19 protein-coding genes, 1 pseudogene and 1 riboswitch are annotated in these 16,265 nt (G+C 40.9%); of the genes and pseudogenes, 3 read left to right on the forward strand and 17 right to left on the reverse strand.

The window, feature by feature from the left end; translation table 11 throughout:
• Window positions 1-8: 8 nt before the first annotated feature.
• The 4 genes from MKX73_RS02725 to MKX73_RS02740 all read right to left on the reverse strand — a co-directional run bounded on the left by MKX73_RS02725 (window position 9) and on the right by MKX73_RS02740 (window position 2,703).
• On the reverse strand, window positions 9-323 hold the full coding sequence (locus MKX73_RS02725; RefSeq protein WP_340716184.1) for an excinuclease: 315 nt from the start codon (window positions 321-323) through the stop codon (window positions 9-11).
• 98 nt (window positions 324-421) lie between these two features.
• Entirely contained in the window at window positions 422-634 is a 213-nt protein-coding gene (locus MKX73_RS02730; protein ID WP_339195772.1) for a phosphoglycerate mutase, read from the reverse strand.
• Window positions 635-728: 94 nt separating this feature from the next.
• Complete coding sequence (locus MKX73_RS02735; RefSeq protein ID WP_340716185.1) at window positions 729-1,904, reverse strand: endonuclease; 1,176 nt, start codon at window positions 1,902-1,904, stop codon at window positions 729-731.
• Window positions 1,905-2,130: 226 nt separating this feature from the next.
• A complete protein-coding gene (locus tag MKX73_RS02740; protein WP_340716186.1) occupies window positions 2,131-2,703 on the reverse strand; it encodes a TetR/AcrR family transcriptional regulator in 573 nt (190 codons plus the stop codon).
• Window positions 2,704-2,851: 148 nt separating this feature from the next.
• Between MKX73_RS02740 and MKX73_RS02745 the strand changes: the two genes are divergently transcribed.
• On the forward strand, window positions 2,852-3,610 hold the full coding sequence (locus tag MKX73_RS02745; protein WP_340716187.1) for an SDR family oxidoreductase: 759 nt from the start codon (window positions 2,852-2,854) through the stop codon (window positions 3,608-3,610).
• Window positions 3,611-3,724: 114 nt separating this feature from the next.
• Here MKX73_RS02745 and MKX73_RS02750 read toward each other — a convergent pair whose 3' ends face one another.
• Window positions 3,725-4,195, reverse strand: coding sequence for a peptide-methionine (S)-S-oxide reductase (locus MKX73_RS02750; RefSeq protein ID WP_340716188.1), 471 nt, complete (start codon window positions 4,193-4,195; stop codon window positions 3,725-3,727).
• Window positions 4,196-4,344: 149 nt separating this feature from the next.
• Here MKX73_RS02750 and arr point away from each other — a divergent pair, with 149 nt between their 5' ends.
• The gene (gene arr, locus MKX73_RS02755) at window positions 4,345-4,761 is read left to right on the forward strand and encodes an NAD(+)--rifampin ADP-ribosyltransferase (RefSeq protein WP_340716189.1); all 417 of its coding nucleotides are present in this window, start codon (window positions 4,345-4,347) and stop codon (window positions 4,759-4,761) included.
• A 51-nt stretch (window positions 4,762-4,812) separates the two neighbouring features.
• Here arr and MKX73_RS02760 read toward each other — a convergent pair whose 3' ends face one another.
• The 6 genes and pseudogenes from MKX73_RS02760 to MKX73_RS02785 form a co-directional block, all read right to left on the reverse strand.
• Window positions 4,813-6,453, reverse strand: coding sequence for a DUF2075 domain-containing protein (locus MKX73_RS02760; RefSeq protein ID WP_340716190.1), 1,641 nt, complete (start codon window positions 6,451-6,453; stop codon window positions 4,813-4,815).
• Window positions 6,454-6,541: 88 nt separating this feature from the next.
• Window positions 6,542-7,336, reverse strand: coding sequence for a nuclease-related domain-containing protein (locus tag MKX73_RS02765; RefSeq protein WP_340716191.1), 795 nt, complete (start codon window positions 7,334-7,336; stop codon window positions 6,542-6,544).
• Between the two features lie 126 nt (window positions 7,337-7,462).
• Window positions 7,463-7,762: pseudogene (locus tag MKX73_RS02770) on the reverse strand (peptide ABC transporter ATP-binding protein); the annotation flags it as partial.
• A gap of 120 nt (window positions 7,763-7,882) precedes the next feature.
• On the reverse strand, window positions 7,883-9,196 hold the full coding sequence (locus MKX73_RS02775; RefSeq protein WP_340716192.1) for a CitMHS family transporter: 1,314 nt from the start codon (window positions 9,194-9,196) through the stop codon (window positions 7,883-7,885).
• 94 nt (window positions 9,197-9,290) lie between these two features.
• Window positions 9,291-9,986: a response regulator gene (locus tag MKX73_RS02780; protein ID WP_340716193.1), complete on the reverse strand. Its 696-nt coding sequence runs from the start codon at window positions 9,984-9,986 to the stop codon at window positions 9,291-9,293.
• Between the two features lie 4 nt (window positions 9,987-9,990).
• Window positions 9,991-11,547 carry an ATP-binding protein gene (locus MKX73_RS02785; RefSeq protein WP_340716194.1) on the reverse strand — a complete coding sequence of 519 codons (1,557 nt, stop codon included), beginning with the start codon at window positions 11,545-11,547 and terminating at the stop codon, window positions 9,991-9,993.
• A 175-nt stretch (window positions 11,548-11,722) separates the two neighbouring features.
• Here MKX73_RS02785 and MKX73_RS02790 point away from each other — a divergent pair, with 175 nt between their 5' ends.
• On the forward strand, window positions 11,723-12,025 hold the full coding sequence (locus tag MKX73_RS02790; RefSeq protein WP_340718831.1) for a YunC family protein: 303 nt from the start codon (window positions 11,723-11,725) through the stop codon (window positions 12,023-12,025).
• A gap of 120 nt (window positions 12,026-12,145) precedes the next feature.
• On the opposite strand, the gene MKX73_RS02795 is transcribed toward MKX73_RS02790, so the two are convergent.
• The 6 genes from MKX73_RS02795 to MKX73_RS02820 form a co-directional block, all read right to left on the reverse strand.
• Window positions 12,146-12,457, reverse strand: coding sequence for a hypothetical protein (locus tag MKX73_RS02795; RefSeq protein ID WP_339173127.1), 312 nt, complete (start codon window positions 12,455-12,457; stop codon window positions 12,146-12,148).
• A gap of 567 nt (window positions 12,458-13,024) precedes the next feature.
• Entirely contained in the window at window positions 13,025-14,083 is a 1,059-nt protein-coding gene (cobT, locus tag MKX73_RS02800) for a nicotinate-nucleotide--dimethylbenzimidazole phosphoribosyltransferase (protein WP_340716195.1), read from the reverse strand.
• A gap of 93 nt (window positions 14,084-14,176) precedes the next feature.
• A riboswitch (cobalamin riboswitch) is annotated at window positions 14,177-14,354 on the reverse strand.
• A 41-nt stretch (window positions 14,355-14,395) separates the two neighbouring features.
• The gene (locus tag MKX73_RS02805) at window positions 14,396-15,316 is read right to left on the reverse strand and encodes an MBL fold metallo-hydrolase (protein WP_340716196.1); all 921 of its coding nucleotides are present in this window, start codon (window positions 15,314-15,316) and stop codon (window positions 14,396-14,398) included.
• A gap of 26 nt (window positions 15,317-15,342) precedes the next feature.
• The gene (locus MKX73_RS02810) at window positions 15,343-15,681 is read right to left on the reverse strand and encodes a 4-aminobutyrate aminotransferase (RefSeq protein WP_340716197.1); all 339 of its coding nucleotides are present in this window, start codon (window positions 15,679-15,681) and stop codon (window positions 15,343-15,345) included.
• A 24-nt stretch (window positions 15,682-15,705) separates the two neighbouring features.
• The gene (locus MKX73_RS02815; RefSeq protein WP_340716198.1) at window positions 15,706-16,005 is read right to left on the reverse strand and encodes a hypothetical protein; all 300 of its coding nucleotides are present in this window, start codon (window positions 16,003-16,005) and stop codon (window positions 15,706-15,708) included.
• A 26-nt stretch (window positions 16,006-16,031) separates the two neighbouring features.
• Window positions 16,032-16,265, reverse strand: coding sequence for a hypothetical protein (locus MKX73_RS02820; protein WP_340716199.1), 234 nt, complete (start codon window positions 16,263-16,265; stop codon window positions 16,032-16,034).

Here is a 16,265-nt window from a genome sequence, read left to right on the forward strand (position 1 = left end):
AATAGAAATTATCCTTCAATATAATTCGCTTCCAAGCCGCGCGCTACTTCCTTCGTTTTATCCATTACAGCAGGGTGTGATACCGCAACATAAAGCTCGTTCTCGTAAAAACGGAACGGTATTTCCAGACCTTCTATATGCCACATAAAGAAGTAGCCGTTAATTTTCATATTAACACCGTCTTGTGTGACACTGTAGTAATCTCTATATTCGAAATCCGATTTTGTCGCAAAGAAGTTTTGGCATTCCTGCAGGCTAAGCGTTGGATTGCCTTCTTCGTCATGACGTGTAATTTTATATCTTGTATTCATTCGTGTATTCATTAAAAAATCTCCTTTAAAAACCATCTATCGTTTCATTATAGTTGGTTGGCATCGTTAAGGCAAAAGACTGGATTTCAAACCGTTCCTAATCTCTCCCTTTACCTTGTATCATAATTTATGTTCACTTTAAGTTCATTTAAGTCCTTATCAATTTTAGAAATTAATATATGTAATTCTTCATTTTCAGAAGGGGTAAAGGTTTCGCCACTGCGTTCCCTTAAAATCACCGCTTGATTAATGAGTCTTAAACACGTTTTAATCAACGCCAAATCCTTTTCGATTGCCTCTTTGCTTATGTCTATTTCGCCCATTTATAACACTCCCTTCCATAAATTATATTACAGGAAGCACAAAAATACTCCCCTTTACTTTATATATGCTTAAAGGAGAGTATTTTTTGTTATTTTATTCCCAAATAGCCGATGCCCACTCGGGGTGATCGATAAATGGATTGCGGTTGTGCTGGTAATCTGTATAAATGATTTCATTTCTGTTCCGTTCGAAATTGTCGACCGGGTCTTGTTTATGCCATTGAAGCAGTACCGATAGTTTCCCGTGGTAAGGAGCCGTGCCATTGTTCACTTTATTATTTAGTTCCAAATCCACTTCCCCGCTGTCCCCTTCATAGCGAACCGCCATATAAAACAGCATGCGGGCAACATCGCCTTTTACACTGTCTCTCGGCTCCCATGAATCCGAGTCATAGTAGTTTCCGGCTGCTTCTGAATGCTCGTTCCCGCCGTTGTCAAAATCAAGGTTGCTTCTCGTACCGTTGACGCTCACATCGGTTGGACGCAAATGATGCAAGTCTGTTCCTGCACCCATTGACGTACCAAACCCGCCGTGGGATTTTGCCCAAACATGCTCGCGGTTCCAGTCATTCACATTCCCGCCGTTTGTAGTTTTACTTTGAGAACGGCCTGTATAAAGAAGAATGACGTTATTCGAATTGTTCGGGTCTTCATCTGTTTCGCGAAGAGCTGTCCATACATTGGAATACGAAATTTCTGTATGATCATCAATAATATTATGCAGAGCTGTTTTTAAAGCGGCACCCGTTTTTCCAATAGCCGCATCATAATAGCCGCCAGTTGATGGATTCGGTTCCGGTGTTGGATCAGGAGTTGTTGGATTTCCTTCTAATAACGTAAATGCAGTCCCATTTTTTAATCCAGGATGAGAAAAGTAAGCTGACAATGTTCCCGTTATTTTAATGCTTTTCCCCATTAACGAAGGATTGGATTTCAAGCCGTAAGAAGAGCGGAAAGAAGTTGGTATTTGTACATAGATCATGTTTGCGGTATTCGTTTCGTTCGCACTGTCCGCTATAGCCAATGCGTAGTCATTTGGAAAATTGCTAGTAAGGACGGTCGTTGTTGCTGTAGGCTGTCCTACGATATAACCTTGAACAGTTTTTAAGGAGTTATTTTGATTGCTGATTGCCTGAGATACCGAGTAAGGTGCCGACGATGATCCGTCTCCGGAAGCTGCATTCGTGACAGTAGATTGAAGAGGCTGAATTAAAATGAAAACAATAAGTACCCAAGAAAACAGTAGAGTTACATTTCGATTTTTAACCATTTTTCTCCTCCTAGACATTCGATTTATGGTCAATCAGCAAAGGCTAACCAACTCCCTTTTATATTATCATAAAGTTGTTAATATTCTGTAAAAATATGACGCAAAATGGTTAAATTAATAATTTACTTGTTAAGAATGTGATTGAATTATTTTAGGCACACCTATAAAGCAAAAAGGCTAGAAAATGAAATAGTCCACTACTCCACTTTCTAGCGATTAGAAATTTTCACTTTAGCGACTGCCGAAACTTCACAATTTCCACGAGGCGGTTGTTCATCATATCCACCGAGTCTTCAAAGTTGTTCAAATACCATTGAATGAGTAATCCGATGATGGCATTTGCATTATAGGCATGCAGATATTTATTTAACTGATGTTCATGTTTTAAATAATCGGTCTCATCCATCAGCTTGCAAATTTCATCAAAAAGCATGTAATAATATTTCATCGATACATCTTCAGATAATACAATTTTGTAAAAGTCCTCGTATTTCTTGACGTGGTCGAAAATCTTCACGGAATTCGGATTTAAGTTCATTCCGCTGACAGTTAGCTCCAATCCTTCTTTAAAAGGCTCATCATATGAAATTTGTAAATCCAGCATAATTTCTTCGAATAATTCCTGAAGTACATCGTCAACACTTTGATAATGGAAATAAAACGTCCCGCGATTAATCGTCGCTTCTTTACAAAGCTCGGTAATTTTAATTTGGGGCAATGACTTTTCCTTCAATAATAAAAGTAATGCTTTATGTATTGTTTTTTTCGTTTTGATAACACGAAGATCATTTTTATTCATGATGGCCTCCTTTACTGTACAATTCTATCAAATCTGTTGGATATCGTACAACATGAAGGTTTTTTGCTGATTGAAAACGCTTTAATTTGTGTATTATAATTTTATTGTACAGATGTATAATAATTATATTTCAGGAGGTTGATTTAAAATGAAATTACAAGGTAAAGTAGCAATCGTAACTGGTGCAGCTTCTGGTATGGGGAAAGCAATCGCTGAACTTTATGCAAAAGAAGGCGCAAAAGTTGTCGTTTCAGATTATAATGGTGAAGGTGCAAAAACAGTAGCAGATGCAATCGTAGCAGCTGGCGGACAAGCAATTGCAAACCAGGCAAACGTAGCAGAATTAGCTGACATCGAGCGCATGTTTGAAGAAACTAAAGCAGCTTACGGTCAATTAGATATTTTAGTAAACAACGCTGGAATCATGGACGGCATGGAACCAGTCGGTGAAATTACAGATGAGAAATGGGACCGTCTTTTCTCAGTAAATACAATGGGTGTAATGCGTGCAATGCGTATCGCAACGAACCTCTTCCTTGAACAAGGTCACGGTGTTATCGTAAATAACATCTCAGCAGGCGGTTTACGTGGTGCTCGTGCTGGTGCAGCTTATACTGCTTCGAAACACGCAGTTGCTGGTTTAACGAAAAACACAGGTTACATGTACGCAAACTCTGGCATCCGTTGTAACGGTATCGCACCAGGTGGGGTAATGACAAACATTCAATCATCAATGACAGGTGTTTCTGAGTTCGGTGCAGGACGTCAACAAACAGGGCTTGGCACAATGCCTCGTGCTGGTCAACCGGAAGAAATCGCTCAGCTAGCATTATTCCTAGGTTCTGATGATTCAAGCTTCATCAACGGACAAGTCATTGCTGCTGATGCTGGTTGGACTGCATACTAATATTCATGTAGATGAATGCATGTAAAATGGAGAGAGACAAAATCTTTTATCTTGAAGATTTTGTCTCTCTTTTAATGAACCTTCCATCTCAAACTTGACTGGAAGGTTCATTTTTCATTTATATTTCGTTAATAACGCTTCAGGAATATGGCAGTAATCATCCGGACATCTTGTTAACCGGTCCTGGTGCTCTTCCGCACTTTTCACATAGTTTGTGAGCGGCAGAACTTCGACTACAACCCGGTCAGCATCCGGTCTTGCAGTAATGAATGCTTTTGCTTCATTCAAATGTGCTTCGTTTTCACTGTACACACCTGTTCGGTATTTCTCGCCGACATCTTCCCCTTGTTTGTTCACGCTGTACGGATCGATAATTTCAAAGAAGTACCCCATCAGTTCCTGCATCGATACAACATTCGGATCGAATTCGGCTTTGACACACTCGGCATACCCATCATAGTCGCCGTCCAAAGTGGTTGTCGTTCCGTTCGCTCTTCCCGCTTCGGTAAATGTCACTCCAGGCAATGTTTTGATAAATGCCTGTACTCCCCATAAACAGCCGCCTGCAAAATATACGGTTTCCATCCCGGTCACTCCCCTATGTAAACTTTCGTGAATCTTATGCCGTTCATCTCTCTACTATTAGTATACCATTTCAAAATAAATATTTTTAGACTACTCTTTTTCTATTTCCGTACTATACTGAAATATACAAAACAAAAGGGGTGTGTCCTATGAATGATCAAGCGGATGTGTTAGACCGAGGTCCTTTTTTCCATGGTACGAAAGCAGAACTGCAAATTGGGGATTTATTAGAACCTCAATACTTATCGAACTACCAAGAGAAGAAATCGAATTATATTTATTTCACGGCAACATTGGAAGCTGCAAAATGGGGTGCTGAGTTAGCCAAGTCATCATCAAAAGAACGGATTTACATTGTCGAACCATTAGGTGAATTCGAAAATGACCCGAATGTTACTGACAAACGATTCCCTGGAAACCCAACACGCTCTTATCGTTCGAAATCTCCTTTGAAGATTGTAGCCGAATTAGGTTCATGGGAGCGACATTCCAATGAAGTCATCGATCATATGCTGGCGTCTTTAAAGAAATTGAGTGATGAAGGGAAAAATGTTATTCACGATTAGGTCGATAAAAAGCCAGGTACACGAGGAATCTTATGTGTACCTGGCTATGATTTACCTATTGTCCCGATTTTGACCGGCCAACAACTTATTTCGTAATGCATCATCACTAGCGTAAATGTAGAGCCCTTTAATGCCGCGCTTCATTAAAATATTAATCGAGTTCAGCACAATCTTTTCCTTGGCATCGTTCACATCGGCAATGCCTTCCGTGCCTGAATAGGCGCCTTTATCCATATACTTGCTCGGGTCTATGACAATTTCGTCCCGCCCCGCATCATATTGAACAGACGGTCCGAGCACAACGCCGACGTAATTCAAATCAAACCCTTGAATCGTATAGATGGAGCCCGCTTCATGCACCGTTTCCGGCTTTTCCGCCCACGTATATTTCGTACTCGTCGTATTCCAAGGCATTTTGTATTCACCATTGGATTCGTTCACATAATACGTCCCGCCATCTTTTTTATGCAAATAATCAAATGTTGAAACGACCCGGCTAAGTCCGAATTCACTGTTCCGCATCTTTATTGTGTCATGCATTTCCTTCATCGTATCGAACACTTTGAATTCATAGTTTTCATCATGGGGCAACGGCAGCAGCTGCTTGTTTTTGAATGCATTGATCCAATTGATGACCTCATCATTTGCCTGCATCCGGAACTGGTTCGTCAACTGATATTCTTCAGTGTACGCGCTTCGCTTCTTTAATTGTTCAAGCGTTGCCGCACCCCACAGACTCTTCAGTTTCAGCACCTGATTTTGGTCGTAAATAATGACGACGACTTTTGCCAGCTTTAACAGCTCTTCCAAGTGATTGTTGCCGTGAAAGTTATTATACGTATCGGGTTTTGTAAGTAGTAAATGCGCTTCATCCACAAAAATGATGTCCGCTTTTTTATTTTCTTTTTGGAGCTTGTTCACTAATGGAGTCGGCTTCGCAAAGTTTTTTGCCTTTAAATGCTTCACCTGTTTCGCAATCCCTTTATATGTTTTGAACATTTCTTCGTGATTGACGACCAAGTAATTTTCCGTCTGATAAAGCGGTGACGAAGCTTCTTCCGCCCGTTCCTGAATCGTGTTGAAAATCGAACTTAGCACAACGCTTTTCCCTACGCCCGCTTCCCCTTCAATGACCAGTAAACTGCCGTATTCTTCAGGATTGGCACTTACTTGTTTCGCACAAAACTCGAGTACCTTCTCTTTCAGTTCAATCTGCTCGATCGACAGTTCCTTAAACGGCGACAGTTTAAAAATATCTTTGTTTTCGATGACATGCAGTTCATGATCGACCAGCTTCTGCTCGTACAGCTTCTGCCAGATTTCTTTAAACAACTGCTGATCATAATACGACTTGTCGTAATAATTGTGCGTAAAATCGCTTGCCGTTTTACTTTTGTTTTGCAGGGTATATTTTTCATCACCAAGAAAATAATTGATCAGCTTCGTTTCTAAATGGAAAGTTGCCGATCGATTGAATTTCTCATGCTTGATGAGATTAATCTGACTGATGTTTTTCCGGGCACTTAAATGGGCTTTCATCCGGCTTTTAAAATACACCGTCTCCCCTATGTAAGCTTCTTTATTGCCATTTAACACATAGATGACCGGGTAGTTTAGATAGTGTTCGTTGTTGTTAATCCGGTTGATGCTTTCATGCTTGAACGGCCAGGCCAGGATTTCAATTGCTGACAAATTGCCACCTTCTTTGTTTTGAATCGTTGCATATTAGTATAACTCATAAATCCCTCGTAAACCGGCACTTCGGAAACCCCTGACAGCCCTAAAATGAGCCCCGCTTACCATTGCGTACTACCAGATTACTGCCGCATTTCGGACAGATAGCATCTGTACCAACACTAACAGGCTCGACAATAACCGGTCCTGCAGTAATGGGTTCGACCTTCACTTTACTCATTTTTTTCTTTGCAGGCTTAGGTTTGGCAATCTCTTTTACATGCTCCAGATGGCGTTTTTTAATTTCCTGCTTTTGCTGTTTCGTTTCAGGAATGAGTATATGGAGCTTCTGCGAAATTCTGTTAAGCTGTTCTCCTGGGATTTCCTGTGTTGTAAACTGTTTAATTGTACGTATTAAGTGTTTTGTTTGAATAACATGCGCTTGTTGAAAAGGCTCTTTAAATTTGAATGTTGCCGCATTCGAAAAAACGATAATTGAATGCATCGGCACATCCATATTCAAGTAATTTTGCAATGCTTTAATATGCGTATTATTTTGCATGACCGGATTGTAGAAGCGTGATTTTTTCTTATAAATTGTTTGAGTCCAGTTTCTTTGGCCCTCACTACCAAAAATCCATCCCGTATAATTTTTCGTCTCAATCACAAAAATGCCATTCGGCAAAAGTAACACATGATCGATCTGCGTCATTTCCCCATTCTTTTTCGGGACATACAAATCATTATAAACCTTCACGTCCTCCCCTAAACTTTTCAGTAACTTTTGAATACGCCGTTCCCCAACATATCCTTTCAGCTGTGGTAAATAGGCTAGACAAATCATTCCTGCTACAAAAATAATACCGAACACTATGTATGAAAATAAACTGAAAACTAACATACCCTTCCCCCTTAAAAAGTCCCAATCTATATCCTATTCTCCATTTTTTTACAATAAAATCAATAAATTAACGCAAACAAAAACCGGTCCGTACAAATCCTGTACGAACCGGTTTCTATCACCTGTCTATAATACTTTACTTAAAAACGATTTTGTTCTTTCTTCTTGTGGTGATTCAAACAACGCTATTGGGTTGTTTTCTTCAACGATGTAACCGCCATCCATAAAGATACCACGGTCTGCTACTTCTTTCGCGAAGCCCATCTCATGCGTTACGACAATCATCGTCATACCTTCTCTTGCCAAGTCTTTCATTACATCAAGTACATCCCCAACCATTTCAGGGTCAAGTGCACTTGTTGGTTCATCAAATAACATGATTTTCGGTTGCATAGCAAGCGCACGGGCGAACGCTACACGCTGTTGTTACCAATTTATTAAGTGATATGGCCGTGATAGAGAGAAGGATGCTACGAAAACCAACACAACGCCAATCTATCAAAAAAGAAGCCCCCTATTAAAGGGAGCTTCTTTAAAAATAGCGATCTATATTTGTACAACACCTATTAAAACCGCAATGATCAGTAGTGTAATACTTAATCCCCACATCCAGAAGAATGAGAACTTCAAGTGTTTACCCATTTCCAGACCTGATAGACCAAGTGCCAACCAAACTGCTGGTGCAAGTGGTGATACGAATGTGCCGACGATGTTACCGATGATCATTGCATACGCTGTCGATAATGAATCGATGCCGTATGTTAAACCGATTTGGTCAACAACCGGGAACAACGCGAAGTAATACGCATCCGTACTTAACAGCAAGTCAAACGGTACACCAAGTACCCCAATAATAATATGTAAGTACTGTGCTAAAAAGCTTGGTAAAATATTTACGGCATTATTGGCAATGGCCGTTAGCATGCCTGTCCCGTTTAAAATCCCTAAAAACAGACCCGCAGCAATAATGATCGAAGCCATTGTTAGCGCGTTCGATGCGTGTGCCTGAATACGTCCCATCTGCTCTTTCGGTGTACGGTAGTTCAACGGTAAAGCGATTGCGACACCGATTAGGAACGCTAAGCCAGCTGGTAAAAGTCCTGACATTAATACAGCAAGAACAACAATAGCTAAAATCGCATTTGCCCAAATAAGTTTTGGTCGTTTTAACGTTTCATCTGTTTCAGCATTTAAAATACTGTTGCTTAAATCAAATTTTAATGTTTCTCCTGTTTGCGCTCGTTTCGCAATCAGACGTTTTTCACGGAAGCCCATAAAGACCGCAAGTAACAGCATCAGCACAACACCGATGACCTGAATTTTAATTAACGGATGCCATAGTTCAGTTACATCTGTTTCAAGAACGGAAGCAACTCGCCCTAATGGCCCGCCCCATGGAATCATATTGATAATCGCCGCAGATCCGCCGACTAATAGTAAAAGTAAATACGGATTCATGCCAAGTCGAACATATAGTGGCAATAATGCCGTAATTGAAATTAAGAAGGTAGAAGCACCTGAACCGTCAAGCTGTGCAATAACCGCGACAATTACCGTAACGATTGCGACAAGCACAACATTCCCTTTTGAGAGCGCTACCATTTTATTGATGATTGGTTCGAATAAACCGACATCCTGCATAATCCCGAAGAAGATAATCGCAAAAATAAACATGATGGCAACACTGATTACAGAACTAATTCCATCATCGAAAAATACCCCTAAATCATCAAACGAATAGCCTGCAACAAACATCGCCACTACTGGCGGAAGAACCATTGCAACAATTGGTGATACACGTCCGCTGATTAATAGCGCGACGATAACTAGAATCGTAATAATACCAATAATACTTAACATTCAACAACCCCCATTGCTTAGAATTCTTATAATCTTATGACAATTCTATGTTAGGAGGAAGAATGTGCTCATTTATTTAATAAAAATAATAAAACTAATTTTGTTCATAAGTTTCACGGAGGACATAATTTCGTTCCGGACGACCGACTGTTCCGTAAAGCAGTTTCGTCTCCAAGATGTTCATTTCCACTAAGTATTCCAAATAGCGTCGGGCTGTTGAGCGGCTTGTCCCAATGACTTCGCTTAACTGTGTCGCCGTCAACTTTGTGTACTTTTGTTCCTTAAATAAGTGAATGACCTGTTCGAGCGTAAAGGTATCAATCCCTTTCGGCAGTGCCTTTTCAGTCGCCGCCGAATGGTTTTGCCGGTAAAACAGCGTATCCAAGTCTTGCTGCGAGAAATGTGTTTTCTTTTGCAATGCCGATTGCAATAGATGAAACTGCTGGAATGATTTTTGCAAACGCGCTTCATCAAACGGTTTTACAATATAGTCGAATACCCCATATGTATACAATGCTTCCACATGCGCACGCTCCGATGCTGCCGTCACCATAATAATGCGGACTTCCGGAAACTGCGACCGAACATACGCTACGAGTTCATAGCCTGTAACATCCGGAATATATAAATCCATCAGCAGAACAGCTGGTGGTGTTTGATTCAGGAGCGCTTCTTTTAATGAAGCCCCTGTTAGAAATTGCTGTACTTGTGCATCCGGCTGAATCGCTTTAATATACTCGGCATGAATCGCCGCAATACGAAAATCGTCTTCCAGTAACCAAATATCCATTAAATCACTTCCTTTGTAAAATGATTAAAAAGCAGGCCCCGCCTAGATCGCTTTCTTCTATTAACAGTGAGCCACCAACTTTTTCAAGTGCCTGTTCACTGATTGCCAGGCCGTACCCCCGATCATAGCCGTCCTTTGTCGTGAATCCGAGAGTAAAAATCTGATTTGCCGTGTCTTCATCGATGCCCGGTCCATTGTCATGCACCTCAATTATCAGCTCATGACGGTATTGATGAATAAACAGCTTAATTTGCTTGTCTTGTTTATTTATTTTGTCCAAAGCATCCATTGCGTTTTGCAGAACATTCCCTAATGCGGTCAATAATGCATCCACTTCTTCATCATTATAATCGATTAAAACGTCCTCTGTTTCGATCGTAATTTTAATGCCGCGCTCTTTCGCTTCCGAAATTTTCCCTTCGAGCAACGCCTGCAGCAATATCGAGGGCTGGGTTGAAAGTGCCTGCTGCTGCTGGGTTGAGTCCTGCTGCTCCTGCCTGATAAATGCAATCGCCTCATCAATATGGGACTGCTTTAACAAACCTAAAAGAACATGCAGCTTATTCGCAAATTCATGTGTTTTTGCCCGCTGCATCCGCGCCTGCTGCTTCACCAGTGTCAGTTCGTTAATGACCGTTTCATATTCAAGCTTGGCCCGCAAAATATATAAATAACCGAGCTGCTTCTCATGTTTCAATGGCGTTTTTGTAATAATCATCTCCTGCTGCTGCAACGGAATTTCCAGAGCCCGAATGACCTCTTCTTTAAACAGCTGTTCAGGGAGCAGCGTATGTAATGAAATCCCTTCTGCCAGTGGTGTCAGGAGTTCCTTTGCACGAGAATTCGAAATCACCACTTCATTATTCAATGTCGTTAAGATGACCCCGTCCGTCGTTTCTTCGAGTATTGTATGATAAGCCGAATAAAGCTTGGCAATTTGCGCCGGCTGCATACCGAGCAGCTGATCTTTTACATAAAGCGATAACAGCACCCCACAGACAATCCCGAAAACCGCGAGCAGGAGTGTGATTTGAAGCCAACCGAAAAAGGCGGTATCAATCGTCCTCTGTATATCTTTTGTTAAAAATCCGACCGAGACAACACCGACAACATTGCCGTCAATTAAAACCGGTACTTTCCCGCGAATCGATTCACCCATTGAACCCGTTGTTAGTGAAACGATGGATTCTTTGTTAATAAGCGCCGAATCATTATCCCCCCCGACCATCGACAGGCCAATCTTTTCAGTGTTCGGGTGCGTATAGCGAATCCCTTGTTCATTCCCTATGACGATAAAGCTCGCGCCGGTCTGCTTTCGAATATTTTCTGCAATCGGCTGAAGAACGGATGACGGATCTTCCGCAGAAAAAGCAGCAGTGATATCCGGCCGCTCGGCAATCAAGTATGCACTCGTTAACGCCTTTTCCCCCATCTCCTCAAGTATCGATTCATCCAGATAATGATTGATCAACAACAAAAACAGCACACAGATCGTAAAAACGATCCCGCTGATTGTGATGAGAAGACGGATTGTTAAGGATTGTTTTAGGCGGGCTATCATGGGCGAGCCTCCTTTTGAGTGTGTTTTTTATTAGTTTAACATGGGAGAGGTGGCGGGATTATAAGTTAGTTAGAAATGTTTATTATAAAAATTTTAAAGACAACGATAATTTCCCTGAAAACAAGTACCATTTTTGAATTTTTTCATATGATTTATATGAAAGGGGGAGAAGGTTATCGTCTATACGGAAACGATTGATCTTCAAGGTCATTTATTTACTGCTGTAACGGTTAATTTGCCTAAGACAACGTTGCTGACAATTTCGAATGAGCATGGGTACATTATGTGTGGGGCCCTCGATGTTGGACTGTTAAACGAAAAGTTGGCCGATCGCAAAATCATTGCAGGCCGTGCAGTTGGTGTTCGAACGATCGATGACTTACTGAAAGCTCCACTGGAATCCGTCACATACGAAGCGAGAGCACGCGGTATTGAAGAAGGTATGATTGGTGAAGAAGCGTTATTAAAAATGATTTAACCATCTATGAAAAGCTCTCAGGTGATGAGCTTCACCCAAATAAATTTCCATGCAAAAAACCGCTCTTTCAATTTCTTGAAAAAGCGGTCTATATTTTTATTGTCCATATTTCGATACAAATTAGATTGCTTTATTATAATAAGAGGCTTTGGATCCTTTACTTCTTTTTACGGCCAGAAGCTCTTCCAATTTCTGAATATATTCACGATCTGCTGATATTCTCGTGAGGCTTGTTAATAAATATGGTCTTAACCCGGAATTAATTTTTTGGCATCGCGCAAGATTGATCAAATACTTGGCCATCTTAAATGATTTTAAGTGCGTATGTCCATTTTTAAATTCCTTCTTCGTATTGACGACCATATACTCCTGCTTTCGCCCTTTATAAAAAGGAATAATAATAAACTCATCTTTTTTAAAAATTTGATTCATATTATCTTCATCCTTTTCGAATATATTCAAAAACGACCTTTCACATACGGAGAAATAGTGATCACCCCGTTCCCTTTAATGCCCCTCCCGCCTCTCCTCTTTATTGGTCTTACTTTTCCTTACCCTATTTAACGGTTACTTTATTCCAGGTTCCATGAAAAAAGCACTTTTTTAACTATTTTTAACAGTTCACAGATGTTTTTACATGTAGTTAATATAGGATATTACAGAGGGCATGCATTTGACAGGACAATTGCTTGATTTTTACTGAATTTTCTGTAAAATTAAGTCAAGTTCTATTCATTACTTTGAGTGTTTTGGTCACACATTGCATTTACGAGGAGTGGATAGGGCTTTCTTTTGAGTTCTCCCCGCTTTGTACATGAGACGGGAGTTCCGCTTATTAGATAATTTACTGGTAAAACAAATGGAATAGACTGAAAAACTGCACTTATTTTCCAGGAACGTTTTATTTATAAAAAAAGCTACACTAAAAGTAGTTATTACTTTTAATGTAGCCCGTTTCTTAAAATTTATTTTATTAATTTTACTTTTTGAATAACTTCTCTACTTCGCTACTATAAGCGCTGCCGCTTCTTCCAGTGTGACCATATTCGTAATCATCGAACACGCCGCATCAAGAATCGGGAACGCCAGTGCAGCACCAGATCCTTCCCCAAGCCGCATATTCATATGCAGCATCGGTTCCAGTCCTAAAAGTTCGGCCGCGATTTTTGCGCCCGGCTCTTCCGATAAATGCGATGGAATCAAATACGCTTTCACATTCGGATTCAATTTATAGGCGATCAATGCCGAAACTGTTGAAATATACCCATCAACTACGACCGGCACACGATTCGCTGCAGCTGCAAGGAAAATTCCCGCCATCCCGCAAATCTCCAGCCCGCCTACTTTTGCCACAACATCAATCGGGTCATCCGCATTCGGCTTATTCAATGCAATCGCTTTTCGGATAACTTCGGCTTTATATTCGATGCCGCCAGCCCCGACACCAGCTCCAAAACCCGTTACTTCCAGCGGATCACAGTCGTGAAGTACCGAAAGCACCGCAGCACTCGGTGTCGTATTTCCAATGCCCATTTCCCCTGTACCGATTAGATTGACACCGCTTTGAATGGCTTCTGTTGCGACTTCAATCCCGACTTCAATCGCTCGGATCGCTTCTTCACGCGTCATCGCAGGTCCTTTTGCCATATTGTCTGTCCCGTATTTCACCTTTTTAATGATGACCCCGGCATCTTGAGGCAAGTCTTCTTTTACACCGATATCCACCGGGATGACTTGTGCATTCGTAACTTTGGCAATCGTACACATCCCTGTCGTCCCTTTCGGAAACGATAGTGTTTGGAAAACCGTTGTACTTTGCGGGTTCGGTGTTACCCCTTCCTCATACACACCGTGGTCCGCTGCCATGACGATCATCGCTTTGTGATCGATTTTCGGCGCAAGCTCCCCGGTAATTGTGGCGATCTGCATTGCCAATGATTCGAGCTTTCCTAAACTTTGCGGCGGTTTGGCTAAAGAGTCTATGTACTGTCGTGCGGCTGCTTCCATTTGTCGGTCGATTTCCTGAATTTGTTCAAGTGTCTGCTGTAGTAATTTCATGTTTCGTTTCCCCCATTAATATGAATTTTGACAATAAAAATAGCCTGCAGTTTATTCGAACACAAATAAACTACAGACATATCCAGTGTCTATAAACAGTAAGCATATTAGGCAGGTCTCCTGGCTCAGATTCACAGTTTCCTAGCTCCTTCCCAGATTGACATCCAGTGGGTTTTGCTATGAAACTCCTCCATACAGTGTTGGGATTACGCTAAAGCTTTTCACTTTATTCCCTATTCTCCCTTAACGGGCACCTAATGCTTGATGAATTTAACATTACTTTACTTTGAACCTGTTTTTTCGTCAAGGGGTCTATTTATACGTCTCCCCAATCGTCAACATTTTCAACTCCACATCTTCTAAACTCGCTCGCTGCCAATGAACATGCAGCCGGTCAATCGCTTCTTTCGGTGTATCGTCCGCCAGCATATACGCACCGTAATGCATTGGAATAAACACTTTTGCCCCGACATCACAGAACGCCTGGATCGCTTCTTCCGGTGTCACGTGAGAGGCATGCATAAACCATTCCGGCTCGTATGCACCGATCGGCATTAATGCTGTATAGATATTGAAGCGTTCGCCGATTTCTTTGAAGCCTCTAAAATACCCGCTATCTCCGGCATAATAAATACTTTGCGCATCCGATGCCGTTTGCAATACGAAGCCGCCCCAATGCGATGTATTCGTGTCCCACGGCATGCGTCTTGTCCAATGCTTCGCGGGAACGAAATGAATTTCAAGCGTCCCTGCCTCATGCTTGTCATACCATGATAGCTCGGTAAAGTTGCGTAGCTTATGACGCTTCATCAAATAACCGAGCCCTTCCGGAATGAGAAATAATAAATCCGGGTTTCGTTTTTTCAATGCCTTTAACGTCGGTACGTGCAGGTGATCGTAATGCGCATGCGAGATAAGTACGATATCAATATCCGGCAGCTCATCTAACTGCAAACCCGGCTTCGTTAACCGTTTCGCCACGCCCATCCAATTTGCCCAAACCGGATCCGTTAAAATATTAAGCCCTTCTTTTTGAATTAAAAATGTCGAGTGGCCAATCCACGTAACAGTTTGCTCCGAGCGGTTACTTTGTAAAAACGCAACCTGCTTATCTTCACACTGCGGTACTTCGTAATCAACGATCTTCTTTTGTTTTGATCGCTGCCATTTCAGGACATCCTTAAATGTTCCGAGTCGATCATCTTCGTCTAAATTTGAAAAGCGTTCTCTCATCGCAGCACTCCCCTACCTCTAAAAGCTTAATTATATAAATTCCTACTGTGATCAACCTGCTTTGGTTTCATTACTATCCTTGCATAAAAATATACAACAAAACTCAACCAAGTCCCGAGTACAGTCAAGCTGTTTGATACCGGGATAAAGGAAGCGATCACGCTCACAATATTTAACGTGTAAAATACTAGAATCCCAAGTAACGCAATTGTCATCACTATATTTTTTCTTACTAATTGTTTACGAATCATCCGACTGCCCACGCCGCTACCGCTGTGCTTTGTCTCTATAACTTGTTTAATTAAAGCATAAATTAAACAAGCAATTATAATTCCAACTACTGAAAACCCCATCATATCATCCATTTTCAATTCCTCGTTTCACTAATCTCACGAATAAATCTCCTTGATTTTTTTCGGCAAGACTTTACTCATAATGATTCCTGCGAAAGCCAATCCAATCAAAATCAATCCAATTTCCAAAAGGTTCTTTAACCATGCGATTTCAATCATATCCGTTATATTGGAACCCCCTATAATGATGAAAACAGCTCCAGCCCATGCCAGTAAAAAAGATGCACCAAATTGTAGCCATTCTTTTTTTGAAAGTTGTTTAAAATTCGCCCTATATTTATAAAATTTCCTACTCGTAAAGATTAACAAAAGCCCTGTTAAAATATATCCAATCATCACAATCCCCCTTCTTGAAAAATTGTTTATGTATGATGTTCCAAAGTATCTTTTCCTTTAAAATGTTTGATTGTCGCCCATAACGAGACGATGAACAAAAACGAAAACAGGATAAAAGAAATTCCAGCTAACCATTTAGCAGCGACTGACGGCTCATTCATAATAAGCTGTATATTTCTAAGTAAAAAACCTGCACATATCATTAGAGATATGATGAAACCAAATCTAATAGAAATTACCTTCGATTTTACTTGATTCAT

Origin of the sequence: Solibacillus sp. FSL W7-1436, from assembly GCF_038007305.1 — a bacterium.
GTDB lineage: Bacteria > Bacillota > Bacilli > Bacillales_A > Planococcaceae > Solibacillus.